This is a genomic window from Burkholderia sp. SJZ089, from assembly GCF_007828315.1.
Lineage (GTDB): Bacteria > Pseudomonadota > Gammaproteobacteria > Burkholderiales > Burkholderiaceae > Burkholderia > Burkholderia gladioli.
In genome coordinates this window covers 136,360-160,760 of the sequence record NZ_VIUM01000004.1, presented here as the reverse complement: position 1 = coordinate 160,760, position 24,401 = coordinate 136,360, and the positions used below count along the sequence as shown (strand labels likewise).

At 69.8% G+C, this 24,401-nt stretch carries 23 protein-coding genes and 1 pseudogene; 12 read left to right on the top strand and 12 right to left on the bottom strand.

What is annotated here, in order from left to right:
- The first annotated feature begins 400 nt into the window (after window positions 1-400).
- Window positions 401-871 (top strand): nuclear transport factor 2 family protein, encoded by a 471-nt coding sequence (locus FB600_RS09000; RefSeq protein ID WP_098151985.1) that lies wholly within the window; start codon window positions 401-403, stop codon window positions 869-871.
- A 114-nt stretch (window positions 872-985) separates the two neighbouring features.
- On the opposite strand, the gene FB600_RS08995 is transcribed toward FB600_RS09000, so the two are convergent.
- The 3 genes from FB600_RS08995 to FB600_RS08985 form a co-directional block, all read right to left on the bottom strand.
- A complete protein-coding gene (locus tag FB600_RS08995) occupies window positions 986-2,551 on the bottom strand; it encodes a methyl-accepting chemotaxis protein (protein WP_096750824.1) in 1,566 nt (521 codons plus the stop codon).
- A 240-nt stretch (window positions 2,552-2,791) separates the two neighbouring features.
- Window positions 2,792-3,817, bottom strand: coding sequence for an ROK family protein (locus FB600_RS08990; protein ID WP_222432917.1), 1,026 nt, complete (start codon window positions 3,815-3,817; stop codon window positions 2,792-2,794).
- Complete coding sequence (locus FB600_RS08985) at window positions 3,814-5,289, bottom strand: APC family permease (RefSeq protein WP_096750822.1); 1,476 nt, start codon at window positions 5,287-5,289, stop codon at window positions 3,814-3,816. The genes FB600_RS08990 and FB600_RS08985 overlap by 4 nt, the downstream gene beginning before the upstream one ends.
- Window positions 5,290-5,500: 211 nt before the next feature.
- On the opposite strand from FB600_RS08985, the gene FB600_RS08980 reads away from it, so the two are divergent.
- A complete protein-coding gene (locus FB600_RS08980) occupies window positions 5,501-6,754 on the top strand; it encodes an ROK family transcriptional regulator (protein WP_096750821.1) in 1,254 nt (417 codons plus the stop codon).
- A gap of 99 nt (window positions 6,755-6,853) precedes the next feature.
- On the opposite strand, the gene FB600_RS08975 is transcribed toward FB600_RS08980, so the two are convergent.
- Both FB600_RS08975 and FB600_RS08970 read right to left on the bottom strand, forming a co-directional pair.
- Window positions 6,854-7,048, bottom strand: coding sequence for a YqaE/Pmp3 family membrane protein (locus tag FB600_RS08975; protein ID WP_036031287.1), 195 nt, complete (start codon window positions 7,046-7,048; stop codon window positions 6,854-6,856).
- A 142-nt stretch (window positions 7,049-7,190) separates the two neighbouring features.
- Window positions 7,191-8,153 (bottom strand): LysR family transcriptional regulator, encoded by a 963-nt coding sequence (locus FB600_RS08970; RefSeq protein WP_096750820.1) that lies wholly within the window; start codon window positions 8,151-8,153, stop codon window positions 7,191-7,193.
- A 432-nt stretch (window positions 8,154-8,585) separates the two neighbouring features.
- Here FB600_RS08970 and FB600_RS08965 point away from each other — a divergent pair, with 432 nt between their 5' ends.
- Genes FB600_RS08965 through FB600_RS08950 form a run of 4 tightly spaced genes read left to right on the top strand, consistent with a single transcriptional unit; the run spans window position 8,586 to window position 13,005 of the window.
- Window positions 8,586-10,172, top strand: a complete 1,587-nt coding sequence (locus tag FB600_RS08965; RefSeq protein WP_096750819.1) for a flavin-containing monooxygenase — start codon at window positions 8,586-8,588, stop codon at window positions 10,170-10,172.
- Window positions 10,173-10,190: 18 nt separating this feature from the next.
- Window positions 10,191-11,120, top strand: a complete 930-nt coding sequence (locus FB600_RS08960) for an SDR family NAD(P)-dependent oxidoreductase (protein ID WP_046574290.1) — start codon at window positions 10,191-10,193, stop codon at window positions 11,118-11,120.
- Window positions 11,117-12,016, top strand: a complete 900-nt coding sequence (locus FB600_RS08955; RefSeq protein WP_013689933.1) for a metal-dependent hydrolase — start codon at window positions 11,117-11,119, stop codon at window positions 12,014-12,016. The genes FB600_RS08960 and FB600_RS08955 overlap by 4 nt, the downstream gene beginning before the upstream one ends.
- Window positions 12,017-12,030: 14 nt before the next feature.
- Window positions 12,031-13,005, top strand: a complete 975-nt coding sequence (locus FB600_RS08950; RefSeq protein WP_105820945.1) for an alpha/beta fold hydrolase — start codon at window positions 12,031-12,033, stop codon at window positions 13,003-13,005.
- Here the strand turns inward: FB600_RS08950 and FB600_RS08945 are convergent.
- Window positions 12,983-13,537 carry a putative glycolipid-binding domain-containing protein gene (locus FB600_RS08945; RefSeq protein WP_096752828.1) on the bottom strand — a complete coding sequence of 185 codons (555 nt, stop codon included), beginning with the start codon at window positions 13,535-13,537 and terminating at the stop codon, window positions 12,983-12,985. The two genes, FB600_RS08950 and FB600_RS08945, sit on opposite strands and share 23 nt — an antisense overlap.
- Before the next feature lie 164 nt (window positions 13,538-13,701).
- On the opposite strand from FB600_RS08945, the gene FB600_RS08940 reads away from it, so the two are divergent.
- The 3 genes from FB600_RS08940 (at window position 13,702) to FB600_RS08930 (ending at window position 15,942) form a co-directional block, all read left to right on the top strand.
- Window positions 13,702-14,910 (top strand): urea transporter, encoded by a 1,209-nt coding sequence (locus tag FB600_RS08940; RefSeq protein ID WP_098151972.1) that lies wholly within the window; start codon window positions 13,702-13,704, stop codon window positions 14,908-14,910.
- The gene (locus tag FB600_RS08935) at window positions 14,888-15,682 is read left to right on the top strand and encodes a class II aldolase/adducin family protein (RefSeq protein ID WP_145756568.1); all 795 of its coding nucleotides are present in this window, start codon (window positions 14,888-14,890) and stop codon (window positions 15,680-15,682) included. Before FB600_RS08940 ends, FB600_RS08935 begins: the two co-directional genes overlap by 23 nt.
- A 65-nt stretch (window positions 15,683-15,747) precedes the next feature.
- The gene (locus tag FB600_RS08930; protein ID WP_025097994.1) at window positions 15,748-15,942 is read left to right on the top strand and encodes a 4-oxalocrotonate tautomerase; all 195 of its coding nucleotides are present in this window, start codon (window positions 15,748-15,750) and stop codon (window positions 15,940-15,942) included.
- 132 nt (window positions 15,943-16,074) lie between these two features.
- On the opposite strand, the gene FB600_RS08925 is transcribed toward FB600_RS08930, so the two are convergent.
- Window positions 16,075-16,725: a LysE family translocator gene (locus FB600_RS08925; RefSeq protein WP_096750814.1), complete on the bottom strand. Its 651-nt coding sequence runs from the start codon at window positions 16,723-16,725 to the stop codon at window positions 16,075-16,077.
- 293 nt (window positions 16,726-17,018) lie between these two features.
- On the opposite strand from FB600_RS08925, the gene FB600_RS08920 reads away from it, so the two are divergent.
- Window positions 17,019-17,501 carry an Lrp/AsnC family transcriptional regulator gene (locus FB600_RS08920; RefSeq protein ID WP_013689926.1) on the top strand — a complete coding sequence of 161 codons (483 nt, stop codon included), beginning with the start codon at window positions 17,019-17,021 and terminating at the stop codon, window positions 17,499-17,501.
- Window positions 17,502-17,579: 78 nt separating this feature from the next.
- Here FB600_RS08920 and FB600_RS38145 read toward each other — a convergent pair.
- Window positions 17,580-17,666 (bottom strand): annotated as a pseudogene (locus FB600_RS38145) (sugar dehydrogenase); the annotation flags it as partial.
- Between the two features lie 287 nt (window positions 17,667-17,953).
- On the opposite strand from FB600_RS38145, the gene gcvA reads away from it, so the two are divergent.
- Window positions 17,954-18,895 carry a transcriptional regulator GcvA gene (gcvA, locus tag FB600_RS08910; RefSeq protein ID WP_098182763.1) on the top strand — a complete coding sequence of 314 codons (942 nt, stop codon included), beginning with the start codon at window positions 17,954-17,956 and terminating at the stop codon, window positions 18,893-18,895.
- Window positions 18,896-18,985: 90 nt separating this feature from the next.
- Here the strand turns inward: gcvA and FB600_RS08905 are convergent, their stop codons facing one another.
- From FB600_RS08905 to FB600_RS08895, 3 genes are all read right to left on the bottom strand, one after another.
- Window positions 18,986-19,855 carry an arylamine N-acetyltransferase family protein gene (locus FB600_RS08905; RefSeq protein WP_096750812.1) on the bottom strand — a complete coding sequence of 290 codons (870 nt, stop codon included), beginning with the start codon at window positions 19,853-19,855 and terminating at the stop codon, window positions 18,986-18,988.
- Between the two features lie 129 nt (window positions 19,856-19,984).
- A complete protein-coding gene (locus FB600_RS08900; RefSeq protein ID WP_145756567.1) occupies window positions 19,985-20,734 on the bottom strand; it encodes a hypothetical protein in 750 nt (249 codons plus the stop codon).
- A 186-nt stretch (window positions 20,735-20,920) separates the two neighbouring features.
- Window positions 20,921-22,396 carry an amidase gene (locus FB600_RS08895; RefSeq protein ID WP_145756566.1) on the bottom strand — a complete coding sequence of 492 codons (1,476 nt, stop codon included), beginning with the start codon at window positions 22,394-22,396 and terminating at the stop codon, window positions 20,921-20,923.
- Window positions 22,397-22,432: 36 nt separating this feature from the next.
- Here FB600_RS08895 and FB600_RS08890 point away from each other — a divergent pair, with 36 nt between their 5' ends.
- Window positions 22,433-22,693 (top strand): hypothetical protein, encoded by a 261-nt coding sequence (locus FB600_RS08890; RefSeq protein ID WP_145756565.1) that lies wholly within the window; start codon window positions 22,433-22,435, stop codon window positions 22,691-22,693.
- On the opposite strand, the gene FB600_RS08885 is transcribed toward FB600_RS08890, so the two are convergent.
- Window positions 22,659-24,392, bottom strand: coding sequence for a ShlB/FhaC/HecB family hemolysin secretion/activation protein (locus FB600_RS08885; protein ID WP_145756564.1), 1,734 nt, complete (start codon window positions 24,390-24,392; stop codon window positions 22,659-22,661). The two genes, FB600_RS08890 and FB600_RS08885, sit on opposite strands and share 35 nt — an antisense overlap.
- Window positions 24,393-24,401: the final 9 nt, after the last annotated feature.

Genomic DNA, 24,401 nt, shown 5'->3' with positions numbered 1-24,401 from the left:
TCCGACAACATACAGGCGCGGCCCGACGGAAATCCAATCAAATTTTGCGGGGGAGCGATTCCATCCGCTTATCGCGACTTAGGGGCTAACCCGCCGCCGGGTCAACCCCGATCCGGGCTCGCGCGAGGCGCCGCGCGCCGTTTTGCGAGTAGCAAAGTCTTACGTCAGATGAGTTCGGAATGTCGTTCCGTAATGAGCATCTCACGGCTGCCGAATTTTCCGATGAAAGCCTTATTTGGCCGTGCTTGCAGGGTTAACCGCGATGGGACCAGTTTCATAAATGGAATAACGTTCCGAAACGATATCGGACAACCGATGAATAGCCGTGCCGGCACGGCCGCGCGCGTTCGATACCCCGCTTACTCAACTCAACCCCCATCGACACCACCGGAGACGACAGATGCTGTTCCAGACAACCCGCCATACCGCCCTGCGCGCCGCGCTCGGCGTCGCGCTGGCCACCGCCGGCCTGATGGCCGGCGCGGCGACTTCGCATGCGAGCGGCGACGCGGCGGTCGCCAAGGCGGTCGAGCAGTTGCGCGTGGCGATGGTGGCCGGCGACGAGGCCACGCTGAAGAAGCTGACCGAGCCGGAACTGAGCTACGGCCATTCCTCGGCCCATATCGAGGATCGCGCGGAATTCCTGAAGGATCTGGTGGGCACCGGCGCGTTCAAGTCGGTCACGCTGTCGGACCAGACCGTCAAGGTGGTCGGCGACAACGCGATCGTGCGCCACGTGTTCGATTCGGAGAACAACCAGCCGGACGGCAAGCTCACCACCTCGCACATCGGCGTGCTGCAGGTCTGGAAGCATCATCCGGACGGCTGGCGCCTGCTGGCGCGCCAGGCCGTGCCGCTGCCGCAGAAGTAAGGATGCCGAACATGGCTCGGCCCGGCGCCTGGAAACAGGCCGGGGCCGTCGAGGGAGCGTCGGGCGACGCTCCCTTTTTCGTTGCCGCCCGCCGCGATGGCGGGCGCCGCCGGCTCAGGCCGGCAAGGCGAACTGCGTCACCGCGTGGCGCAGCGCGTCGGCCTGGTCCTTCAGCGAATGCGCGGCGGCCGCGGCCTGCTCGACCAGCGCGGCATTCTGCTGGGTCACCTGGTCCATCTCGCCCACCGCGCGATTGACCTGCTCGATGCCGGTGCTCTGCTCGGTGGCGGCCTGGCTGATCTCGCCGAGGATCTCGTTGACGCGCTTCACCGACTGCACGATCTCCTGCATGGTCGAACCCGCGTCGGTGACCAGCGAGGCGCCCTGCTCGACCGTGTCGGTGGAGGTCTCGATCAGCGACTTGATCTCCTTGGCGGCGGTGGCCGAGCGCTGCGCCAGCGAGCGCACCTCGGCGGCCACCACCGCGAAACCGCGGCCCTGCTCGCCGGCGCGCGCCGCCTCGACGGCCGCGTTCAGCGCCAGGATATTGGTCTGGAAGGCGATGCCGTCGATCACGCCGATGATGTCGGCGATCTTGCGCGAGCTGTCGGTGATCGCCGCCATGGTACGCACCACGTCGCCCACCACCTCGCTGCCGCGGGTGGCCACGTGGGCCGCCTGCCCGGCCAGCGCGGCCGCCTGCGAAGCGCTTTCCGCGCTCTGCCGCACGTGCGAGGTGATCTCGTCCATGCTGGAGGCGGTCTCGACCAGGGCCGCCGCCTGCTGCTCGGTACGCTGCGAGAGATCGGTGTTGCCGGCCGAGATCTCGGTGGCGCCGACGTTGATGTTCTCGGTGCCGAGCCGCACCCGCGAAACCATCTCGATGAGCCCCGCCTGCATGGTGTGCAGCGCGTGCAGCAGGCTGCCGCGATCGTCGCCGCGCAGCGCGACATGGGCGGTCAGGTCGCCTTGCGCGATGCGCTGCGCGGTCTCCACCGCCGACTCTAGATGGCCGCCGAGGCTGCGCCGCACGCTGCGCAGCACCAGCACCATCAGCAGCGAGGCGACGATGCCCAGCGCGCCCGACACGGCCAGCCAGATGAGGATGTCGCGATACATGGCCGCGCGGATGTCGTCCATGTACATGCCGGTCACCAGGAACCAGTCCCAGGGCGCGAAGCGGCGCACCACGCTGGTTTTCTCGACCGGCGCGTCGGCGCCGGGCTTGGGCCACAGGTAATGCACGTAGCCCGGCGCGCTGCTGCCCTCGCCGCCCTCCTTGCCGGCCTTGACGATGTCGACGAACAGGTGGGCGCCGTTCGGATCGGCGAAGTTCGCCAGGTTGGTGCCGTTCAGGGCCGGCTTGATCGGGTGCATGATCATCGCCGGCTGCGAATCGTTGATCGAGATGTAGCCGTCGCTGCCGTAGCGCATCGCCGCGATCGCATCGAGCGCGCGCTGCTTGGCCTCGTCCTCGGGCAGCGTGTGCTGCTGGGCGAGCTGGTAGTAATGCTCGGCCACGCCATAGGCCTCGCTGACCAGCGAGGCGAGCGCCGCGCGGCGCGCCTCGAGCATGGACTGGCGGGCATGCCAGGCGCCGAATCCCGCGATCAGCAGCAGGCCGATCCACAGGATCGCGATCATCGACGTCAGTTTCCGGTTCAGGGTAAGGGTGCGCATCTCGAAGTCTCGCTCAGGTTACTGGACCGTGTTTCAAACCGGCCAGTGTTTGACGGCAGCGCGAGGCGCGCGGCGCAGGCGGGATATCCCTGAGGTGCCTCGATGAAAGGCGCGAGGCGCGCCAAAGATCGGATCGATATGGAGCGTGCGAGGCGCTCGACGATGGCGGCTCGCGGCTCGCCTCGCCGGGGGGGGCGCAGCGATGCGACGCGAGCCGCGATGATGCGGGGAACCGGCCGATCAGGCCGCGACGATCGCAGCACCCGGCTGCGCCGCTTCCTGCGCGCACTCGCGCAAGGCATCGAGCGCGACCACGATCGCCCCTTGCAGGGCCGCGCCATGGCCGAAGGCGGCACGCTGCCATTGCGGCTCGAACAGCGCGGCGCGCGCCACGGCGGCGCGAAGCCGCTCCACCAGCGCCGGCACGCGCGCCATGCCGCCGCCCAGCACGATGCGCTCGGGATCGATCATCAAGGCGAGATTGGCGACATGGCGCGCCAGCGTGTCGAGCGCCTCGTCGAGCAGCGCGGCCACCGCGGGTTGCGTGGCGGCCAGCGCGAAGGCCTCGCGCGCGCTGGTCTCGCGCCCGAGCAGCGCCGACACGCGCGCGGCCAGCGCGCCGCCGCCCGCGTGTTCCTCCAGCGGCGCGCCGCCCTCGGCGCACGCGCGCTCGCCGGCCGCGCCGAGCAACTGGTAGCCGATCTCGCCGGCCGCGCCGTGCGCGCCGCGCAGCACGCGCCCGTCGATCACGGCCGCCGCCGCGAGCCCCGTGCCGAGGTTCACGTAGAGCCCGGTGCCGACCCCGGCCAGCGCGCCGAAGCGCGCCTCGGCCAGGGCCGCGGCCTTCACGTCGGTCGCCACGCCCACCACCCGCACCTCGAACATCCGGCGCAGCGCCGGCTCGAACGCGAGCGTCTCCCAGCCGGGATTGTTCGGCGCGAACCGGATTCCGTCGGGCTGCACGATGCCGGGCGTGACGGCCGCCACCGCCAGCAAGGGCAGCGCGCCGGCATCGCCCGCCCCTCGCTGCTCGCGGCGCGTGCGCGCCAGCAACGCGAGACCGGCCTCGCGCGTGCGCGCCAGCACGCGCGCCGCGCCCTCGGCGGCCAGCGTCGGGATCTCCGCCTCGCCGAGGCGCTCGCCCGATGGCGTGGCGGTCGCCATGGCGATCTTGGTGCCGCCGAAATCGATCGCCAGCAGGCAGCCCGCCGCCGCTGCCCCGCCCTTGCCGCCCGGTCCCATCCGCCCTGCCGCTGCCTCGCTCATGACTGCTCCACGCCGGTTCGCGGCCGGCCTTGCTGGCGCTCCAGGAACACTTCCCGCACGCGCTTGGGCCCGAACGGCCATTGTTTCGCGACGCGCGCCCAGACCAGGAACGCCATCACGCCGAGCGCGATCCATGCCGTCGACATCCATTGCGAACGTGCATCGGTCGCGTAGAACACATACAGCCAGCCGACCAGCGCGAGCAGGCTCGGCAGCGGATAGCGCCATTGCCGGTAAGGCCTGCGCAGGCCCGGCTGGCGGCGGCGCAGCACCGTCAGCGCGGCGATCTGCGCGACCGACTGCAGCAGCACTGCGACGGCCACCAGCATGTTGATCACGGTGGTCAGGTCGAAGAAGGTGCCGATCGCGGTCACCACGCCCATCACCAGCAGCGCCACGTGCGGGAAATCGTGCCTCGCGTGCAGGCGCCCGAAGGCGGCCAGGAACACGCCGTCGCGCGCCGCGTGGAAGGGCACGCGCGAGCCGCCGAGCAGGCCCGCGAACACCGAGGCGAGCGCCGCCACCAGGATCAGCGCGGTGATGATTGCCGCGGCCGTGTGCCCCCAGTTGCGCTCCACCACCAGCGAGGCCACCGAGGTGGACTTCGCCACCACCTGCCAGGGCACGGTGCCGATCACGCCGATGTTCATCGCCAGGTAGAACACCATCATCGCCAGGATCGACACGATGATCGAACGCGGCATCACGTGGCCGGGATTCTTCAGCTCGTCGCCCATGTAGGCGGTGGTGTTGTAGCCCGCGTAGTCGTAGATCGCGATGATCAGGCCGGCGCCCAGGCCGGTGAAGAACTTGCCCGCATCGAACGCGTCGGGCGGCATCGACAGTGCCAGCGGCAGGTGGAAGTCGCTCCAGGCGGCGGCCGTGGTCAGCAGCACCGCGAGCACCATCACGATCCACAGCACCGCGCCCAGCGTGCGGATCGACTCGATGCGCCGGTACAGCGCGAACACCACCAGCGCCACCGCGGCGATGCCGATCGCATGCGACTGCCAGGGGCTCAGGTGCGGCAGGAAGAAACCGAGGTACTGCACGAAGCCGATGATGCCGGTGCTCATGATCAGCGGAATCGACAGCATCGCGGTCCACACGAACAGGAAGGGCATCAGCTTGCCGGTGCGGTACTGGAAGGCCTCGCGCACATACAGGTAGGTGCCGCCCGCGCCCGGCATGGCCGCGCCGAGCTCGGCCCAGACCAGGCCGTCGGCCATCGCCAGCAGCGCGCCGCAAACCCAGCCGATCACCGCCAGCGGCCCGTTGAGCACCGCCACGATGGCCGGGATGGTCAGGAACGGCCCCACCCCGCAGATCTGGATCATGTTGACCGCGATGGCCGGGAACAGCCCGACCGAGCGACGGAAATGCTGCGCCTGCTGCGCGTCGTCCGCGCCGTCCGTGGCGGCGGCGCCGTCCGAACGGCTGGCGCCGGGGTCCTGCCAGGTGGAATCGCTCATGCCTGTCTCCTAGCGGCCGGGGGCCGCGATCTCGTTGCCAAGGAACTGCCGTGCGAGGCTGCCGTGCCGCTTCGTCGATGGCGGCATCGTGGTCGAATGATAGGAAAGGTTCTTTACGAATTCAATAGGTTCAAAAATAATCCTTCGGAACCCCGCCTTGCCTCGCGCGACATCTCGTTGATAGGATCGGACACCCGCAGACAGGCCACGCATGAATCCGCATTCCCGCAAAGCTCCGCCCCCCAGCGCTCCCGTCACCCGCGGCCCCGCCTTCGTGCGCCAGGGCAACGAATGGGCCATCTACCAGCACCTGCTGGCGCTCGCGCCGGCCACCGCGCCGCAGCTCGCGCAGAGCACGGGCCTCTCCAAGGTCACCGTGACGGGCGCGCTCGGCAACCTGGAACGGCTCGGGCTGGTCGAGCAGGTGGGCGTGCGCGAGGGCAGCGCCGGGCGCCAGCCGCGCCTCTACCAGCCGCGCGCACGGGCCGGCTACGTGGTGGCGATCGACGTCGGCGCGGCCTGGATCCGCGGCGCGCTGGCCGACCTGTCCGGCAACATCCTGGCGCGTCTGGAGAAACGCTCGCCGGCGCGCGCCTCGCTGCTGGTCGCGCGCATCGTCGAGATGGCGCAGGCGCTGGCCGAGGCGCAGGCGCTCCCGCGCGAGGCGGTGCTGGCCACCGTGCTGGGCTCGCCCGGCGTGTTCGATCCCTCCAGCGGCCGGCTGCGGCTCGCGCCCAACCTGCCCGACTGGGAACGCGCCGATCTGGTCAGCTCGCTGCGCGCCGCGCTCGGCGAGGACACCCTGTTCGACAACGACATCAATCTCGCCGCGCTCGGCGAGCAGGCGCACGGCATCGGGCGCGGGGTCGACAACTTCGTGTTCATGTCGATCGGCACCGGCATCGGCCTGGGCATCGTCACCGACGGCAAGCTCTATCGCGGCGCGCACGGTTTCGCGGGGGAAATCGCGGTGCTGCGGCCGGCGCCGCCCGCGCAGGATCGAGGGCTGGACAGCGAGCGCGAGCGCGGCAAAGACCGCGGCGAGAACGCCAGGGACGACGGCCCGCGCGCGGCGATCTTCGAGGAATCGGCGGCGGCCAAGGGCATCGTGGCGCATGCGCGGCGCATCGGCCTGGCGGTGGACGACGCCGAGGCGGTATTCGCCGCCGCGCTGCAGGGCGACGAACGCGCGCGCGCCTGCCTGGCCGAGCAGGCGCGCCAGCTCGCCTGGGGCCTGGCCGCCATCATCCCGGTGCTGGACCCGGCCCTGGTGGTGCTGGGCGGCGGCATCGGCCTGGCCGGCGCGGCGCTGCTGCCGGCGATCCGCGAGCAGGTGGAGGCCTGGCTGCCGATCCCGGCGCCCGAGTTCGCGATCTCCGCGACGGGCACCGACGCGGTGCTGCTCGGCGCGATCGTGCAGGGCGTCGAGCGCGCGCGGCTCAAGGCCTTCGAGCGGGCGGGCTGAACCGGGAAAAATTTGGCGGGAAATTCGGAAGTCGTGTCGGCGCAAAGCCGCAGGGGAGGATCGGGCGCCGCCAGGACGGCGGCGCCACGCGAGATGGCCTCAGCCGCGTTTGCCGAGCGCCTGCTCGATCTTGCGATCGGTCTTGTACTGGCTCAGGGCATAGACGGACCAGATCGCGGCCGGAATCCAGCCGATCAGGGTGATCTGCAGCAGCAGGCAGATGATGCCCGCGATCGGGCGGCCGATCGTGAAGAACTGGAACCATGGAATCAGGATGGCAAGCAGCAGACGCATCGGGGTCCTCGCATCGGGCAATTGAGTTGTCGGAGCCGCGCCGGGGCGGCCCCTCATTCTACGATCCCGGGATGACGCTCCCGGGCACGGCGCGGCGAGGGCCCCACCAAGGCCGGACAACGCGCCGCCGCGCCCTCCCCCTTCAAGCCTCCACCGCCTTGCGCTCCTTCTTCACGCCCGGCATCACGCGCTTGGCCGGATCGTTCTCGAGCGCCGGCACCGAGGCGAACAGATCGGCGATCCAGTCGGCGAACACGCGCACCGTCATCGACAGGTGGCGGTTGTGCGGATAGACGATCGAGATCGGCTTGGGCTTGGGATAGACGCCCTGCAGGATCTCCACCAGCGAGCCGTCCATCAGGTGCGGGATCACCGAGAACAGCGTCGGCTGGATCAGCCCGAACCCCTCGAGCGCGCAGGTCACGTAGGCATCGGAATCGTTGACCGTGACGATCGAGTTCATGCGGATCTCCTGCAGCTTGCCGTCGATCAGGAAGATCCACGGCATCGGCCGGCCCAGCGCGTAGGCGAAGTTCACCGCGCGGTGCTGCTCGAGTTCCTCGATACTGCGCGGCTCGCCGAACTTCTCCAGGTAGGCGGGCGAGGCGCAGCTCACGCGGTTCATCACCCCCACGCGCCGCGCCACCATCGACGAATCCTCCAGCGGCCCCACCCGGATCTCGCAATCGAAACCGTCGCGCACCAGGTCGACGGGCCGGTCCGACATGCCGAACTGCAGCTCGATGTCGGGATAACGCTCGTGGAATTCCGGCAGCGCCGGCAGCACCACGCGCCGCCCCAGCAGCGACGGCATGTGCACGCGCAGCGCGCCGTGCGGCTTGCGGTTGCCGACCTGGAAGCTCGCGTCGGCCTCCGAGATCTCCGTCAGGATCCGGATGCAATGCTCGTAATAACCGGCGCCCTCGGGCGTCAGCGAGAGCCGGCGCGTGGTCCGGTGCAGCAGGCGCACGCCGAGCAAGGCTTCGAGGTTCTGGATGATCGTCGTCACCGAGGCCCGCGGCATGGCCAGCGTCTCGGCGGCGCGCGTGAAGCTGTTCGCATCGACCACGCGCGTAAAAACCTGCATCGCCTGTAATCGGTCCATCAATTTCCCCTTTCTCTGCTTTCGAACGGCCAACGGAACAGGATAGAGCGGCACGGCATCGCGATTCAAGCCTGACGGCGATTATTCATGTGCCGCGAGCAATCGCGGCGGCCGGCCGGCGATTGGCGGAAGGCGGCAAAGCCTTGCCGGGCGGGGCTCGCGCGGCGGTCTCGGCAGTTCCGCCGGCAGCCCGAGCCGGCTCGGCCGACCGCGCGCCCGGCGCCGCGAGGGGCTCCGTGTTTTCACCGACACCTTCGGCGAGCCTTTAGCAACGAAGAAATTACCCATTTCGAATCAAACACTTGCATCACGACAGCAAGCCTCGGGCAGCACTAGAGGCCGCCATCTACTCGCTTGCGATTTCTCCCGACACCGACTATCTTTACATCCGTCAATGTCACATTTAAAAATGAACCGGAACGGAGACACCGCATGAATGCGCGTACCCTGCCCGATGGCGACGGCGCCAGCGAAGCCGTCGACATCGCGATCATCGGCACCGGCTTTGCCGGCCTCGGCATGGCGATCCGGCTGCGCCAGAAGGGGCGCGGCGACTTCGCGGTGTTCGAGAAGGCCGCGAGCGTGGGCGGCACCTGGCGCGACAACCATTACCCCGGCTGCGCCTGCGACGTGCAATCCCATGTCTACTCGTTCTCGTTCGCGCCGAACCCGCGCTGGACGCGCATGTTCGCGCCGCAACCGGAAATCCGCGCCTACCTGGAAAGCTGCGTCGAGCGCTTCGGCATCGCGCCCTACCTGCGCTTCGACCATGAGCTGGCCAGCGCCGAATACGATGACGTGGCGCACCGCTGGCAACTGCGCTTCGCCAACGGCCGACGCGTCTCGGCGCGCGTGCTGGTGTCGGGCATGGGCGGCCTGTCGCGGGCCGCGCTGCCGCAGATCGAAGGGCTCGACAGCTTCGCCGGCCATGCCTTCCACTCGCAGCACTGGGACCACGACTATCGCCTGGAAGGCAAGCGCGTGGCGGTGATCGGCACCGGCGCCAGCGCCATCCAGTTCGTGCCGCAGATCGCGCCGAAGGTCGCCCGGCTCTCGCTGTTCCAGCGCACCCCGCCGTGGATCATGCCCAAGCCGGACCGCCAGCTCGGCCGCTTCGAGCAATGGCTGTTCCGCGCCCTGCCGTTCACGCAGAAGCTGGCGCGCACCAGCCGCTACTGGATGCTGGAATCGCGCGTGTTGGGCTTCGCGATCCATCCCGCGCTGATGAAGAACGTGCAGAAGCTGGCCGAGCGCCATATCCGCAGGCAGATCGCCGACCCGGCGCTGCGCGCCGCCGTCACGCCGAACTACACGCTCGGCTGCAAGCGCGTGCTGATCTCGAACGACTACTACCCGGCGCTCACGCGCGCCAATGTCGACGTGCTCACCACCGGCATCGCGCGCATCGAGCCCGACGCGGTGGTCACCACCGACGGCCGCCGCCACGAGGTGGACTGCCTGATCTACGGCACCGGCTTCCAGGTGGCCGACCCGTTCCCGCGCGGCGTGATCCGCGGACGCGGCGGCGTCGACATCGTCGATACCTGGCGCGACGGCGCGCATGCCTACCTCGGCACCACCCTGCCCGGCTACCCGAACTTCTTCATGATCGTCGGCCCGAACACCGGGCTCGGCCACAACTCGATGGTGTTCATGATCGAGTCGCAGATCGAGTACATCCTCGGCGCGCTCGACGCGATGGACCAGGAACGCGCCGACGCGATCGAGGTGCGCCCGCTGGTGGAGGCCGAATACAACACGCGGCTGCAGCAGCGCCTGAAGCGCGCGATCTGGTCGACCGGCGGCTGCAAGAGCTGGTACCTGGACCCGCGCACCGGCAAGAACACCACGCTGTGGCCGGGCTTCACCTGGCGCTTCCGGCAGGCCACCGCGCAGTTCTCGATCGCCGACTACCACGCCTACGCGGCCGCGCGCCGCGAGACACACGCCGAGGCCGGCAGCGCCGTGGCCGGCGCCCCCGCCACCGACGCGCCGGCGCGCCGCGCGCAAGCCGTCTGACGACCAGGAGCGAAGCAGATGAAATCCTTCCACGACAAGGTTGCGGCGATCACCGGCGCCGGCTCCGGCATGGGCCGCTCGCTGGCGCTGCAGCTCGCCCAGGACGGCTGCCACGTGGCGCTGGCCGACAAGAACGGCGTCGGCCTGGCCGAGACCGAGCGCATCGTGCGGGCGCTGGCGCCCTCGGTGCGCGTCACCACCTGCCTGCTCGACGTGGCCGACCGCGCCGCCGTGCATCGCTGGGCCGACGACACCGCGCGCCAGTTCGGCCGCGTCAACCTGGTCTTCAACAACGCCGGCGTGGCGCTGTCGAGCACCATCGAGGGCATGGACTACGCCGACCTCGAATGGATCATGAACATCAACTTCTGGGGCGTGGTGCACGGCACCAAGGCCTTCCTGCCGCACCTGAAGGCCGCGGGCGACGGGCACGTGATCAACACCTCGAGCATCTTCGGCATCTTCGCGCAGCCGGGCATGAGCGCCTACAACGCCACCAAGTACGCGGTGCGCGGCTTCACCGAATCGCTGCGCCAGGAACTCGACATGATGAAGTGCGGCGTGTCGGCCACCTGTGTGCATCCGGGCGGCATCAAGACCAACATCGCGCAGTCGAGCCGGATCTCGCAGAACATGCTCGGCTTCATGGTCGACAGCGAGCAGCAGGGCAAGGACGACTTCGAGAAGTTCTTCATCACGACGCCGGAGGAAGCCGCGCGCGTGATCCTGCACGGCGTGCGCAGGAACAAGCGCCGCGTGCTGATCGGGCGCGATGCGCGCGGCGCCGACTGGCTCGCGCGCACCCTGCCCGCCGCCTACCAGGCGCTGGTCGTGCTCGCGACCCGGCGCGAACGGGCCAAGGCGCGCCGCCGCGCCGCGCGCGGCGGCAAGCTCGCGCCGGCCCACTCCAGCTACAACAACGCAGGTAATCAGGGAGAACCGTCATGATGCCCGTCCGCCGTGACATCCGTTTCGCCATGCCCCCCGACCGCGCGTGCGACTGGCACGTGAAGGGGGTGCCCGTCACCCACTTCATGAACGCGCTGTCGCTGCTGTTCCCGGCCGGCGAGCGTTTCTTCATGGACTCGGTGCGCCACTACCGCGACCAGATCCACGATCCCGAACTCAAGAAGCAGGTGATCGGCTTCATCGGCCAGGAGGCGATGCACACGCGCGAGCACATCGAGTACAACGATCTGCTGCAGGCCGCCGGCCTGCCCGCGCACAAGCTCGACCGCCGTCTGTGGTTCATCCTCGGCCTGTTCAAGAAGTACCTGCCGCCCTCGATGCAGCTGGCCATCACGATCGCGCTGGAGCACTACACGGCGATGCTCGCCAACCTGCTGCTGGAAGGCCACGAGGAGCGCATCGACGGCTCGGTCGACGGCTACACGCAGATGTGGATGTGGCACGCGATGGAGGAGACCGAGCACAAGTCGGTGTCCTACGACGTGTGGCTGCGCGTGATCAAGCCGGGCCTGGGCCGCTACCTGCTGCGCACCGGCACCATGCTGATGACCACCGCGATCTTCTGGGCCATCGTGTTCGATTACCACCTGCGCCTGATGTTCGCGCATCGCCGCCATCACGGCCGCTTCTCCGGCATGTGGACGCTGGTGAAGTACCTGTACGCGCCGCGCGGCGGCGTGTTCCCCGGCATCGCGCGCGAGTGGTTCGGCTTCTTCCGCCCGAACTTCCATCCCTGGGACTACGACAACCGCCGCTACCTGGGCGAACTCGACAGCCTGCTCGCGAAGATCGACGAGACCAACGCGCGCTACGCCGCCGAGGCCGCGCCGCGGCGCGTGCCGCTGCATGCGGCCGCGCCGGCCGCCGCGCACTGAGCGGGGGATCGGTCATGGCGAGCGCGCGCGAGACGCTGACGGTCGATTCGGACGGCGTGCGGCTCGCCGTCCACCTGAGCGGACCGCGCGAGGCGCCGCCGCTGATCCTGGTGCATGGTTATCCGGATTCCTCACGAGTCTGGGATCGCGTGCGCGAGACGCTGGAGAAGCGTTATCGCGTGATCGCCTACGACGTGCGCGGCGCGGGCGAATCCGACGCGCCCAAGGCCACCGCCGCCTATCGCATGGCGCAGCTCGAACGCGATCTGTCGGCGGTCGCGCGGGTGGCCTGCGGCACGCGGCCGTTCCACCTGGTCGGCCACGACTGGGGCTCGATCCAGAGCTGGGAAGCCGTCACCGATCCGGCCATGCGCGGCCGGATCCTCTCCTATACCTCGATCTCGGGACCCTGCCTGGACCACGTGTTCCGCGCGCGGCTCAACCTGCGGCAGTCGCTGAAGTCCTGGTACATCGCCTTCTTCCACCTGCCGGTGCTGCCGCCGCTGTTCTGGCGGCTCGGCGGCGCCGCGCTCTGGCCGCTGTGGCTGCGCCGCACCGAGCGGATCCGCGCCGAGGCCGATCCGCATCAACTGCGCAACGGCGTGAACGGCATCCGCCTGTATCGCGCCAACTTCATCGCTCGGGCCCGCCAGCCGCGCGAGCGTTACGCGCAGGCGCCGGTGCAGATCCTGGTGCCGCGCCGCGATCGCTACGTGACGCCGGCCCTGACCGAGAACCTCGAACGCTGGCTCGGGCCGCATCGGCGCGAGATCATCGACGCCTCGCACTGGACCGTGCTGCGCGACGCGGCGCTGATCGCGCAGCGCATCGACAGCTTCGCGGCCAGCCACGAGCCGGCCTTCGCGTCACCGGCGGCCGCCGCGGCACGCGCGGGACAGCCCGGCGCCAACGACGCCGATCTCGCCGCGCGCCCGGGCGCAGCCGGGGCCGCCTCGGGCGCGCCGCTCAAGCCGCGGGCAAGCGCCTGAACAAGGTGTCGTATTCGAGCACCAGGCCGTCGTCGTCGACGCTCAGGCCCGCCGTGAAGCGGCCGTCGATCCCTTCGTAGCGATAGCGCCGGCCCGGCTCGATGCAGACATAGGCCTGGGTCGCGCGCGACACCGCCAGGTCCGGCACGCTGACATAGGCCACCTCGATCGCGCGCCGCTCGTCGCGGCGCAGCCCGAGGCGGCGGATCGGCAAGGTGTTGGTGTAGGGGGTGGCGGCGATATCGAGGTCGACGCAGCCTTCGAGCGCCGGCAGCGGGCGCCCCTCGCCGTCCCGCCAGCGGCCCTCGCGATCGCGCAGCAGGCTCAGCGTGGCGCCGCCCATCACGCTCAGCGTGGCCCGCGTGGTGCGCCAGTGGCCGTCGCAGGCGAGCCGGTAGGCCAGCCCGTAGCGCCGCCCGTCGTCGTGGCGGCCGATGATCACGCTCTCGGCCAGGTAGCCGTCGCCGTCGCGCGAGAGTGTCAGGTGTTCGATACCGTCGCTGTCGAGCGACGCCCAGCGCACTTCGCGCATCGCGATGCCTTCCCTTGGCGGCCCGCGCGGCGGGGCCGCGCGCGGTGCGCTCGATCGTAGCGCAAATAGCCGGTATCCGGGCTCGCCCATGTCGCGGCGCGCGGCGATCTTCTATGCTCGCGGCTTCGCGTTCGCCTGCGCCCTGCTCCCCCGCTGCCCCGCTCATGCCCGCCCGCTCCCGCCTCGTTCCGCTCGCGCTGCCGGTCGAACTGCGCACACTGCTGCGCGGCCTCGGCCAGGTGCTGCTGCAGCCGCATGCGGGCACCGGCGCCGGCGTGCTGGCCGGGCTGCTGCTGGCCGATCCCGCGCTCGGCTGCGCGGCGCTGGCCGGCACGGCCGCCGCGAACATCGCGGCGCTGTTGACGGGCGGCGCCAAGGGGGGATCGAGCGTGCTCGGGAGCGGCTCGCGGCAGGCCGGGATGGCCGATGCGAACGCCTCGACGCGATCGACGGGCACCGGCCCGCTCGGCATCGACGCCGCCACCAACGCAGCCGGCGGCAACGCGCGGCAGAGCGGGCCCGCCAACGCGGTGCCGACGAAAACGGCCGCGGCACGGCCGACGCATGCCGCCCCACGCGCCGCCGATGGTTCCGGCGGCGACGCGCGACAAACCGATCTCGCCGACATGGCGCTCGGCCTGCACGGCTACAGCGGCGCGCTCGCGGCGCTGGCCGCCGTCGCGCTGATTCCCGATCGCTCGCAGGCCTTCGCGATCGCCTTGATTGCCGCGATGCTGGCCGGCGCGCTGTACCGCCCCATCGCGCATGGCCTCGCGCGCCGCGGCGGCGGCGCCTATTCCCTACCGGCCGTCATCGCGACGGCATGCTGGCTGCCCTGGTTCATGCCGGCCGCCGTCAGTCATGCCGGCGCGTGGCCGGGCGCGCCGGCCGTCCTGTCCGGCGCCGCGCTGGCCGCCTTCGCCCAGGCCGCGTTCGCCTCGGGCAGGCTGCCGGGCCTGTTCCTGCTGGCCGGCCTCGCGCTGGCCTCGCCGCGCGCGGCCGGGCTCGGCCTGCTCGGCGCCCTGCTCGGCTCGGTCCTGCTGCTCGCGGCCGGCGGCACGGACACGCGCTCGGCCGGCGCCTGCGCGGCCGGCTTGCTCGGCTACAACGGCGCGCTGGCGGCCATCGCGCTGGCCGCCCGAGGGCCACGTATCGCGCTGGCCGGCGCCCTGGGCGCATCGCTGCTGCACCTGCTCGCGCTGCGTCTCGGGCTGCCGCCGTTCAGCGCGCCGTTCGCGATCGCCGCCAATCTCGTGCGCATCGCGTCGCGCGAGAGCGTCGCGCCATCTTCCTCCGCCGCGCCAGCCACGCCCCGCGCGCCGGCACCGCCCCTCGCCACCACGCCCCACCATGAGCTTCGTCCACCACGCTGAACCCCGCACCGCCGCCGGCCCGATCTCCGCGGCCGAGCAGCGCGCCCGCCTCGACCTCGCGGCCGCCTATCGCCTGGTCGCGCTCGACGGCCTCGACGACCTGATCTACACGCATCTGTCGGTGGCCGTGCCCGGCGAGCCCGGGCATTTCCTGATCAACCCCTTCGGGCTCGCCTTCGAGGAGGTGTGCGCCTCGAACCTGGTCAAGATCGACCTGGCGGGCAGGTGCATCGGCGACGGCCCGCACCAGGTCAACGCCACCGGCTTCGCGCTGCATGCGGCCGTGCACGCGGCGCGCGCCGATGCGGTCTGCGTGATCCATCTGCATGCCAAGGCCGGCATCGCCGTCTCGATGCAGCCGCAGGGCTTGCTGCCGGCCTCGCAGCACGCGCTGCGCTTTCACGGCGACCTGGCCTGCCACGACTACGAGGCGCTGGCCTTCACGCCGGCCGAAGGCGCGCGCCTGGTCGAGCGGCTCGGCGACAAGTCGGCTATGCTGCTGCGCAATCACGGCACGCTGACGGTCGGCCGCACCGTGGCCGAAGCCTGGGTGCGCACCGCCACGCTGCTGAAGGCCTGCGAGATCCAGCTGGCCGCCCAGGCCGGCGGCCTCGCGCCGGTGCTGCCCGCGCCCGAGGTGATCGCGCGCGCGGCCGAACAACTGCGCGACGGCGGCGCGCTCGAGGGCGAGCTGGAATGGCCGGCCATGCTGCGCCGTCTCGATCGCCACGAACGTCATGCGCACCCCGGCGAGGCGTCGTATCGCGATTGACTCGTCCCGCCCTGAATCGTCCTGAATCGCCCTGTTTGCCCGCATCCCTGACCTGGAGACCTGCCATGCCCACCTTTCACGTCGATCTGTTCGAAGGCCGCAGCGCCGAGCAGAAACGCCGCTTCATCGAGGCCATCACGCGCGTGACCTGCGAGACGCTCGACTGCCCGCCCTCGGCGGTCGACATCATCCTGCACGAGGTGAAGAAGGAGAACTGGGCCACCGGCGGCAAGCTGTGGTCCGACGCGGACGCCGGCTGAGCGCCGCGCCGCCGCGCCCGAACCCGCTCGGCCCCGCCAAAACGCAACGCGCCGCGAATATCGCGGCGCGTTCTCCTTTCCGGCGCGGGAGCGCGCTCGAATCCGGCGCGTCCCGCTCGCTTCGGCCGAGGTTCAACCCCAGCCGGCCATCATCGCCCCCATCCCCGCCAGCAGGCCACCCATCAGGCGATTGAGCGCACGCACGCGCGTCGGGCGCTGCAGCAGGCGGCTCAGGCGCTGCGAGAACAGCGCCATCGATGCCACCCCGAGCGCGAACAGCAACGCGAACGTGGCGGCCAGCACCAGGTACTGCTGGTTCACGCTCCAGCTCGCCTCGCTGCTGATGAACTGCGGGAAGAAGGACGGGAAGAACAGCAGCGTCTTCGGATTGAAGCCCGAGGTGGCGAGGCCGCGCCAGAACAGGCCGCGCCGCGAGGAAGCCGTCTCGGCTTCGGCCTCGCCAACGGTGGGCGCTTCGCCCTCGGCCGGCGCGACGATCGCGCCGCCGCGCCACTGCCGGTAGCCGAGCCAGACCAGGTAGGCCGCGCCGACCCAGCGCAGCACGCCCAGCGCGCGTTCGTCGACGTGCAGCAGCGAATTGAGGCACAACGCGGTCAGCACCAGTTGCAGCAGCACCGCCACGGTGCCGCCCCAGACGCAGGGCAGCGCGCGCCGCCAGCCGGCGCGCAGCGCATGGCTCATGGTGAGCAGGTTGACGGGACCGGGGGCATAAACGAGCACGAGCGCGGCGGCGAGGAAGGACAGATAGAGCTGGAACGACATGTCGGAGCGGGCGGATTCGGGTAATTCCGTGATGCGACCCGGCGACGGCAGCGCCGCCGGTTTCGGACGGTAACGAGGGTGACGGATGCCCGTCCTGCCCGGCCTCGCGACTCGTGATCGCGCTAGCTGATCGAAACGGGGGTGGCCGGATCGGTCATGCCGGGCAACAAGGCATACGGAAAATATACGCGGCGAGGCGCTGAAAAGGCTTCCGCTTATCCCGTGATTTCCGCCAAGAACCGGAAGCTTCTTCAGATAGAATCGCCATTCCGCGAACAAAATTCCAGAACCTCATGGCCACCCGCGAACGCTCGCCCAAATCGCTCGACAACCAGGACCGCAAGATCCTGCGCGCGCTGCAGTCCAATGCGCGCCTGTCCAACGCCGAACTGGCCGAACAGGTCGGCATGTCGACCACGGCCTGCTGGAACCGCACGCGCCAGCTCGAGACCGACGGTTATATCGACGGCTACGTCGCGCTGGTCAACCCGCGCCTGCTCGGTTACGCCGACATCGTGATCCTCGAGGTCACCCTCGATCGCCACGAGGACGATGCGCTGGCACGCTTCGGCGCCGAGCTGGCCGCGCTGCCCGAGGTGCTGGAGGCCTACCTGGTGTCGGGCGAATACGATTACTGGATCAAGGTGGCGGTGGACGGCACGGCCGGCTACGAGCGCTTCCTGCGCGAGAAGCTCTACAAGATCTCCAGCATCCGCCATAGCCGCTCGATGTTCGCACTGCGCTGCGTGAAGGACGTGCCGTCGATGCAGGTCTGAAGCGGTCGGCGCGGCGGCGAGCGCCTCAGCGCCGCATCGTCGGCGCCATGCGGAACCGATTCGGGTCGACGAGGGGTTTCAGCCCTGGCGGCCGGCCATCACGCCGCCGTCCACCGGCAGCACGGTGCCGGTGATCCACGAGGCGTTGCTGGAGGCGAGGGCAAGACGTTGAGCAGCCCGCACGCGCGCGAACGTCTCCATTGCCTCCTGGAGCAATGCGGCCGTGTTCATGCCTGGATCAGCCATGCTCAAGGCGATCGTGTAGAGGTCGTCATCGATGGTGACGGTAATACGCATGACTTCGTCTCGTCGAAATGGAACTTGAATGTGCATCATTCCTGACACTATTGCCCTGCGACGGCCTGTCTCCACCTCATACCCCCGCCTTGGCGGCAAGCTCACCGCCCCTGATGCGATATCCTTGCCGCGACCCGTCGTCCTCCCCCGCCACCGTGAAAACACCCGTCTTCCTCAATGCCCTGCGCGCCTTCGAGGCCAGCGCCCGCCACCAGGGCTTCTCGGCCGCCGCGGCCGAACTGAACGTGACGCCGGCCGCGGTCGGCCAGTTGGTGCGCTCGCTGGAGGAGTGGCTGGGCGCGCCCTTGTTCGTGCGCGGCACCAGCGGCCGCGCGCGGCTGGTGCCGACCGAGACCGCCGAGCGCGCGCTGCCCGATATCCGCGCCGGCTTCGACCGCCTGTCGATCGGCCTGGCGCGCCTGCAGGAAGGCACGCGCTCGGGCGTGCTGACCGTGGCGGTCAGCCCCGCGTTCGCCGCGAAATGGCTGCTGCCGCGCATCGAGCGCTTCCATGCGCAATGCCCGGAAACCGACGTGCGGCTCGACACCAACCTGAAGCCGGTGGATTTCGTCGCGCAGGGCATTGACATCGGCGTGCGCTACGGCCGCGGCAGTTGGCCCGGCCTCGCCGCCGAGAAGCTGATGGAGGAGCGCCTCTTCCCGGTCTGCTCGCCGGCCTGGCTGGCCAGGCACGGCGCGCTGGGCTCGCCGCGCGAGCTGGCCGGCAAGCCGCTGATACACGATCGGTCGGTGGACACGGATGCGGGTTTCGCATCCTGGGAAGCCTGGCTCGCCCACGCGGGCGCGGCCGGGGTGCAAGCGCGGCGCGGCATGCAGGTCAACAATTCGGCGGCCGTGCTGCAGGCGGCGATCGACGGCCACGGCATCGCGCTGGCGCGCAGCGTGATGGCCTGCGACGACGTGGCCGCGGGCCGGCTGGTGCCGCTGTTCCCCGAGATCGCCTATCCCTCGGCGCTGGCCTATTACGTGGTCTATCGCGCCGAGGCGGCGACGCTGCCCAGGCTGGTGGCGTTCCGCGACTGGCTGATGCGCGAAGCCGCGACGAGCGATTGCGGGAGCGGGGCCCAGGCCGGTTGATGCCTTGACGGCGCCGCCGGTCGCGCGGCAGGCAGCACGCGCGAGCCTCGCCCTACCCGCGTTTTCGTTTTGGTACTCCGGCGCCGCGCCTCAGCGCGATTGCGACTGCGCCTGGGCCAGCGCGTCCAGCGCCGCGCTGCGCGCCTGCACGCGCGCGAACAACTGCTCGATATCGAAGCCATCCAGGTCGAGGTCGAAGTGCTGGTCCAGGCAGGCGGCCCAGGCAGCCGCGTCGGCGAGACGCTCATGGCGGGTCGCCGCGCCGCTCGCATCGCGCAGCGTCAGGGTGTCGTTGAGCAGCGCGGCGCGGCCTTCCGGCAGCACGCGGCTGACGATCAGGTCGTTCACGAACTTCGAATCGGGATGCGTCGAGGTGTACCAGTTCGCCACCTCGTAATCGATCTGCTCGACAGCGCGCGCCACGAAACGATAGACCGGCTGCCAGCCCTTCGCGGCACGGAATTCCAGGTCGAACGCGTCGGCGCCGGGCGCCTCGACCAGCCTGTACTCGCCATGCGGCGTGCGCTGCGCGACGCCGGGCGTGGCCGCGAGCGGCGCCGTCTGCGTGACCGCGCCGAAACCGACGTCGAGGTTCCAGGTCGCGCCGTCCAGCTCGACGCGCAGCAGCATGTGGGTCTGCGCGGCCACCAGCTCGGGGGGACGCTGCCAGCGCACGCGCGCGATCAGCGGCGTGACGCGAAAGCCGAAGCGCTCCAGCACCGCCTGGAACAGCCGGTTCTGCTCGAAGCAGTAACCGCCGCGACGCCGCGCCACCAGCTTGGCGCCCAGCGACGGCAGGTCGAGCCGCACCGGCGCGCCGGTCAGGGAATCGAGATTCTCGAAGGCGATCGCGGCAGGATGGAGGCGATGCAGCCGGCGCAGCGCATCGAGCGTCGGCGCGACTTCGCCCCGGTAGCCGATGCGTTCGAGATAGGCGGGAAGATCGAGATCGTCGTGCATGCCAGGAGGTCCGGTGGAAGGGAACGCGCGCGGCGGCGAATGCGCGCTACCTTAGCACTGCCATGCGATCGCCGCCGGCATGCGCGAGACGGCAGGCTTCGGCGCGACGATGGCGCCGCGTTGCACCCGTCAATGCGCGACGCGGCGCAGCGCCAGCGTGGCGACCGGCGGCACCTCGATGCCATGCACCGAGGCGTAGCGCACCGCGTCGTTCAGCGTGGCCGCGGCCGCGTCGATCTGGTCGGGCGCGTGCTCGGCGAAGCGTGACGAGGCCGCATCGGGCACGGCCGCTTGCGCGCCGCTGGGCAGGCCCTCGAAACGCTGCAGGCCCTCGCCGAGCGAGGCGAGCCCGCTGCTGAAACTGTCGCGATCGACCGGCAGGGCCGAGGCCGACGATGCCGACGCAAAGGCCTGCGACAGCGCCAGCGCGATCGATTGCTGCGCGCCGCCGATCTCGGCGAGCGTGCTGTTCGAGACACGCGAGGCGTCGCTGTCGTCGCCGAGCGTGCCGGCCGCGCTGGCGGCCTGGCCCGCCGCGCCCGACAGGCCCATGGCGATGGCCAGGTCGGCCTGCCCCGCCAGCACGCGGCGATTCGCGTCGACATAGGCGGTCCAGTCCGGCGCAACGGAGGCGGCGGAAGAAGGGGAATCGGGAGACGCTGACGCGCGGCGCGTGGCGCCATCGGGGCTGGCCGAGTCGTTGCCACGGCCGTCAATCGCGGCGTATTGCGCGACGGCCGGGCGCGCCGCGGCATGCGCGTGGCCCTGCTGCGCATGCGCGCCGGCGCTCGCGACTAAGCCCGCCGCGGCCATGAAGGCCGCCCGGGCATGCCTCTTCGCGATCGCTCTTGCCTTGTGGGATGTCGTCAGCGCTTTCATGGGCAAAATTGTCCGCGCAGCGCGACGCGGGATGCAACGATCGATACAACTGGAAACGTATGAGCAATCCGGGGCCGGTGCGCGGCGCGGCTTCGCGCCTGGCGAAGCCCACGCGGCGGCGACGGAAACGCGGCGCCCGATAGCAAGCGCCGCGCCCGGGAATCGTTCCGCCCCGCCCTGCCGCGCCTAAGCCTGCAGGATGCCCGGCAGGCGCTCGGCGACCCGATCGCCGGCCTGTTGGTAAGCATGCGCGAGCTGCAACACGGCGAAATCGTCGCGCGGGCGCCCGATCAACTGGATGCCGGTGGGCAGCCCCGCCTCGTTGAAACCGGCCGGCACGTTGACCACCGGGCAGCCGGCCAGGGTCCAGGGCGTGACGGTTTCCATCCAGCGGTGATAGCTGTCCATCTCGCGGCCCGCGATCGCCTTCGGCCAGCGCTCCTCGACATCGAACGGAAACACCTGCGCGGTGGGCGCAGCGATGAAGTCATGGTGCTCGAACATCGCCATCAGGGCCTGCAGCCAGGCCGTGCGCGCGGCGCTCGCCTCGTAGACCTGCTCGGCCTTCATCGCCAGCAGCCCTTCCACCTCGTAGACCGCCTCGGGCTTGAGCAGCGCGCGCCGCGCCGGATCGCGGTAATGCACCAGCGCCGCGCCGCCGGCCAGCAAGTGACGATGCGCGAGCCAGATACGCCAGATCCGCGCCGGATCGAAGGCCGGCAGCACGGCATCGACCTCGCAGCCGATGCTGCGCAGCGTGCCGAGCGCCGCCTCGCCCAGCGCGAGCACGCCCGGCTCGGTCGCGAGATAACCGTCCCAGTCGCCGACCCAGGCGATCCGCTTGCCGCGCAGGTCGGCGTCGAGCGGCTGCGTGAAGCGGGCCGGATCGTCGTCGAGCGAAAGCGCGTCGCGCGCGTCGCGGCCGGCCTGGATCGCCAGCAGCCGGGCCAGGTCGGTGACGGTGCGCGCCATCGGGCCGTCGGTGCCGAACTGCTGGTAGAACACGTCGACGGCGGGCCAGCGCGGCACGCGACCGACCGAGGGCCGGAAGCCGAGCACGTTGCAGAACGCGGCCGGATTGCGCAGCGAGCCGCCGAAATCGCTGCCGTCGGCCACCGGCAGCAGGCGCGCGGCCAGCGCAGCGGCCGCCCCGCCGCTGCTGCCGCCGGCGCTCTTGCCGAGATCGTGCGGATTGCGCGTCGCGCCATAGACCTCGTTGAAGGTATGCGAGCCGAGCCCGAACTCGGGCGTGTTGGTCTTGCCGATGAAGATCGCGCCGGCCGCGCGCATGCGCGCCACGGCCACCGAATCCTCGGCCGGGCGGAAATCGCGGAAGATCGGCGAACCCATGGTGGTGACGATGTCCTTGGTCATCGCCAGGTCCTTGGGCGCCTGCGGGATGCCGTGCAGCCAGCCCTGCCACTCGCCGCGCGCCAGCGCTGCATCCTTTTGCGCGGCCTCGGCCAGCAGCGTTTCACGCTCGCGCAGCGCGACGATCGCATTGACGCGGCCGTTCACGCGCTCGATATGGTCGAGGTAGGCGCGCATGGTCTCGACGCAGGACACGGCCTTGCCGCGGATCGCGTCGGATAGCTCATGAGCGGGCATCGCGACGATCGGATCGAGGGAGATGGGAGACGACGGGGCGGGCTTGACGCTCATGAGGCACTCCTGAAGCGAGGGAACGCCGACAATTATATGAAGGGCAAGCCGAGCGGTCTGCGCGATTTCGCCGTCGATTTTCGATTTTTTTCGCATAATCCAGTGCGATTCGCACTGAATCCGCGCCATCGTTTCGCGTGCCGGCGTGACGGCCCGCCGCGTGCGGCCCGGGTGGCAACAGGCGGCCCCGATGTGTCATTTATGCGCATAAACATAAAATTCTTAGATTTTTTATTCGAGTGCGCGACGCCGCAGGCTGCGATCAAAACTGCGCCGTCAATTGAAACCCCAGCGTGACGCGCGCGGTCGGAAACCCCGAAGGCTTGTAGACCGGCGTCCCGGCAAACAGATCGTAGGCATAGGCGCCGAATCGAGTCGCCACGCTGCCCTTCACGCCCACCACCGCGCCAGCCAGCTGCGTGCCCACCAGCAGAACCGGCTGCGGCCCCCACACGCGACCGTAATCGAGCCCGGCATAGATCGCCTGCCCGGTCTGCCCGATCGGCATCTGCAGCTCGTTGCGCCAGTAGAACCCGCGCGCCGCCGCCAGCATCGTTTCGCCGTCGAAGCCACGCACCGTGTAGCGGCTGCCGATGGTCAGGTCGTCGATGTAGTACAGCGTGTTGCCCGTGTACTGGCCGTGGACGCTCGTCACGTAACGGAACGGCTGCCTGGCGATCGCGAACGGCACCGACAGGTTCGCATCGAGCACCGCCATGCTGTAGCGGTAGGTCGGCCCGCCCCCTTCGGCGAGGATGTCGTCGCGCGCGCCGAATCCGCCGATGCCCTGCCGATAGGCAAGCGCACCATCGAATTGCGCGCCGCCGACGTAGTGGCGATCGGTCAGCCCGAGTTCGACAAGCGTGTTGTTGCGTCGCTGCTGGGTGATTTCGGTGTCCTCGATGAAGCTTTCGCCGAAGCGGCGCGAGAGACGGACATATCCGCCGAACACGTCGTTCTGACCGCGCAGCAGGACGCGGGCCAGCTTGAAATCCAGGGTCTTTGAATTGCCGCTCGCGATGAAGGTCTGGTTCACGCCGGCAATCTGCTGGTAGTAGGTGTTCGTGTACGCCGCGATCGTAGCGGTCCAATAGCCCCAGGGGATCGAATAGAAACCGTTCCAGCCGTGCGAGCCGAGGCGCTTGTCGCCGAATTCGAGATCCTGGCTCACGCCGATGTTGAAGATGTCGTCGAGACCGAGCGGGTTGTCGATGCCGATCGACAGGTTGCCCTGCAGCCTGCCGGTCGCGCGCGTGCCGGAATTGTCGATCGAGGCGACGAGGGTCCACGGCTTGCCGCGCTTCACGTCCAGTACCACGTCGCTTTCGCCCGGCTGCTCGGCAGGGACGATTTGCATCGACACGTCCTGGCTGGTGACGCGCTTCATCTGCTCCAGGCCCTGCTCGAGATCGCGCAGGTTCAGCACGTCGCCGTCGCGAGCGGGAAACGCGGTTTTCCAGGTACCGCGCAATGTGTCGTCGGCAAAACGCAGGTGCCGGATCGTGCCGGGGATCAAGGCGAGTTCCAGCGTGCCGCCCGTCAAGTCCTGTTCAGGCAGCAAGACGCGCGTCGTGATGTAGCCACGCGCCAGGATTTCCTGGGAAAGACCTTTGACGATCATGTCGAGGCCTTGCCTGCCGACGCATTGGTTCGCGTAGTGAGCGAGCCACTCGCGGGCGAAGGCGAAGCGATCCATCGGCAGCGCGGACGCGCCTGCCGACCTCGCGGAAGCGGGTAACGAATCGGGGACATCGAGTGCGAAGCGGCGGATCGGGAAGCATGGAGTTTCAGCCGGAAGCACCGGATAACCGACGCTTGCGGCAACACGCGATCGAACGCCTGGCGCTGAAACGGTTCGCTCGCGTTCTCTTGCCTCTTCCTGCTGCCGGACCTGCTGTTCGTTGCCAAACTGCTGCGCGGATTGTGCCCATGCACCGGCCGATGCAAGGAGCAGCGAGCTTGCCACGACCCTGGTCCCTCGGATTTTCTTGTTCATGTTTGTTTT

Coding starts and splice junctions, on each gene's coding strand:
- FB600_RS08890 (WP_145756565.1), top strand. CDS start 22,433: ATGAAGGGCAAGCCGAGCGGTCTGCGCGATTTCGCCGTCGATTTTCGA.
- FB600_RS08935 (WP_145756568.1), top strand. CDS start 14,888: ATGAGCTTCGTCCACCACGCTGAACCCCGCACCGCCGCCGGCCCGATC.
- FB600_RS08965 (WP_096750819.1), top strand. CDS start 8,586: ATGAATGCGCGTACCCTGCCCGATGGCGACGGCGCCAGCGAAGCCGTC.
- FB600_RS08970 (WP_096750820.1), bottom strand. CDS start 8,153: ATGGACCGATTACAGGCGATGCAGGTTTTTACGCGCGTGGTCGATGCG.
- FB600_RS08985 (WP_096750822.1), bottom strand. CDS start 5,289: ATGAGCGATTCCACCTGGCAGGACCCCGGCGCCAGCCGTTCGGACGGC.
- FB600_RS08930 (WP_025097994.1), top strand. CDS start 15,748: ATGCCCACCTTTCACGTCGATCTGTTCGAAGGCCGCAGCGCCGAGCAG.
- FB600_RS08925 (WP_096750814.1), bottom strand. CDS start 16,725: ATGTCGTTCCAGCTCTATCTGTCCTTCCTCGCCGCCGCGCTCGTGCTC.
- FB600_RS08990 (WP_222432917.1), bottom strand. CDS start 3,817: ATGAGCGAGGCAGCGGCAGGGCGGATGGGACCGGGCGGCAAGGGCGGG.
- FB600_RS08980 (WP_096750821.1), top strand. CDS start 5,501: ATGAATCCGCATTCCCGCAAAGCTCCGCCCCCCAGCGCTCCCGTCACC.
- FB600_RS08900 (WP_145756567.1), bottom strand. CDS start 20,734: ATGAAAGCGCTGACGACATCCCACAAGGCAAGAGCGATCGCGAAGAGG.
- FB600_RS08950 (WP_105820945.1), top strand. CDS start 12,031: ATGGCGAGCGCGCGCGAGACGCTGACGGTCGATTCGGACGGCGTGCGG.
- FB600_RS08955 (WP_013689933.1), top strand. CDS start 11,117: ATGATGCCCGTCCGCCGTGACATCCGTTTCGCCATGCCCCCCGACCGC.
- FB600_RS08945 (WP_096752828.1), bottom strand. CDS start 13,537: ATGCGCGAAGTGCGCTGGGCGTCGCTCGACAGCGACGGTATCGAACAC.
- FB600_RS08975 (WP_036031287.1), bottom strand. CDS start 7,048: ATGCGTCTGCTGCTTGCCATCCTGATTCCATGGTTCCAGTTCTTCACG.
- FB600_RS08905 (WP_096750812.1), bottom strand. CDS start 19,855: ATGCACGACGATCTCGATCTTCCCGCCTATCTCGAACGCATCGGCTAC.
- FB600_RS08995 (WP_096750824.1), bottom strand. CDS start 2,551: ATGCGCACCCTTACCCTGAACCGGAAACTGACGTCGATGATCGCGATC.
- FB600_RS08885 (WP_145756564.1), bottom strand. CDS start 24,392: ATGAACAAGAAAATCCGAGGGACCAGGGTCGTGGCAAGCTCGCTGCTC.
- FB600_RS09000 (WP_098151985.1), top strand. CDS start 401: ATGCTGTTCCAGACAACCCGCCATACCGCCCTGCGCGCCGCGCTCGGC.
- FB600_RS08920 (WP_013689926.1), top strand. CDS start 17,019: ATGGCCACCCGCGAACGCTCGCCCAAATCGCTCGACAACCAGGACCGC.
- FB600_RS08895 (WP_145756566.1), bottom strand. CDS start 22,396: ATGAGCGTCAAGCCCGCCCCGTCGTCTCCCATCTCCCTCGATCCGATC.
- FB600_RS08940 (WP_098151972.1), top strand. CDS start 13,702: ATGCCCGCCCGCTCCCGCCTCGTTCCGCTCGCGCTGCCGGTCGAACTG.
- FB600_RS08960 (WP_046574290.1), top strand. CDS start 10,191: ATGAAATCCTTCCACGACAAGGTTGCGGCGATCACCGGCGCCGGCTCC.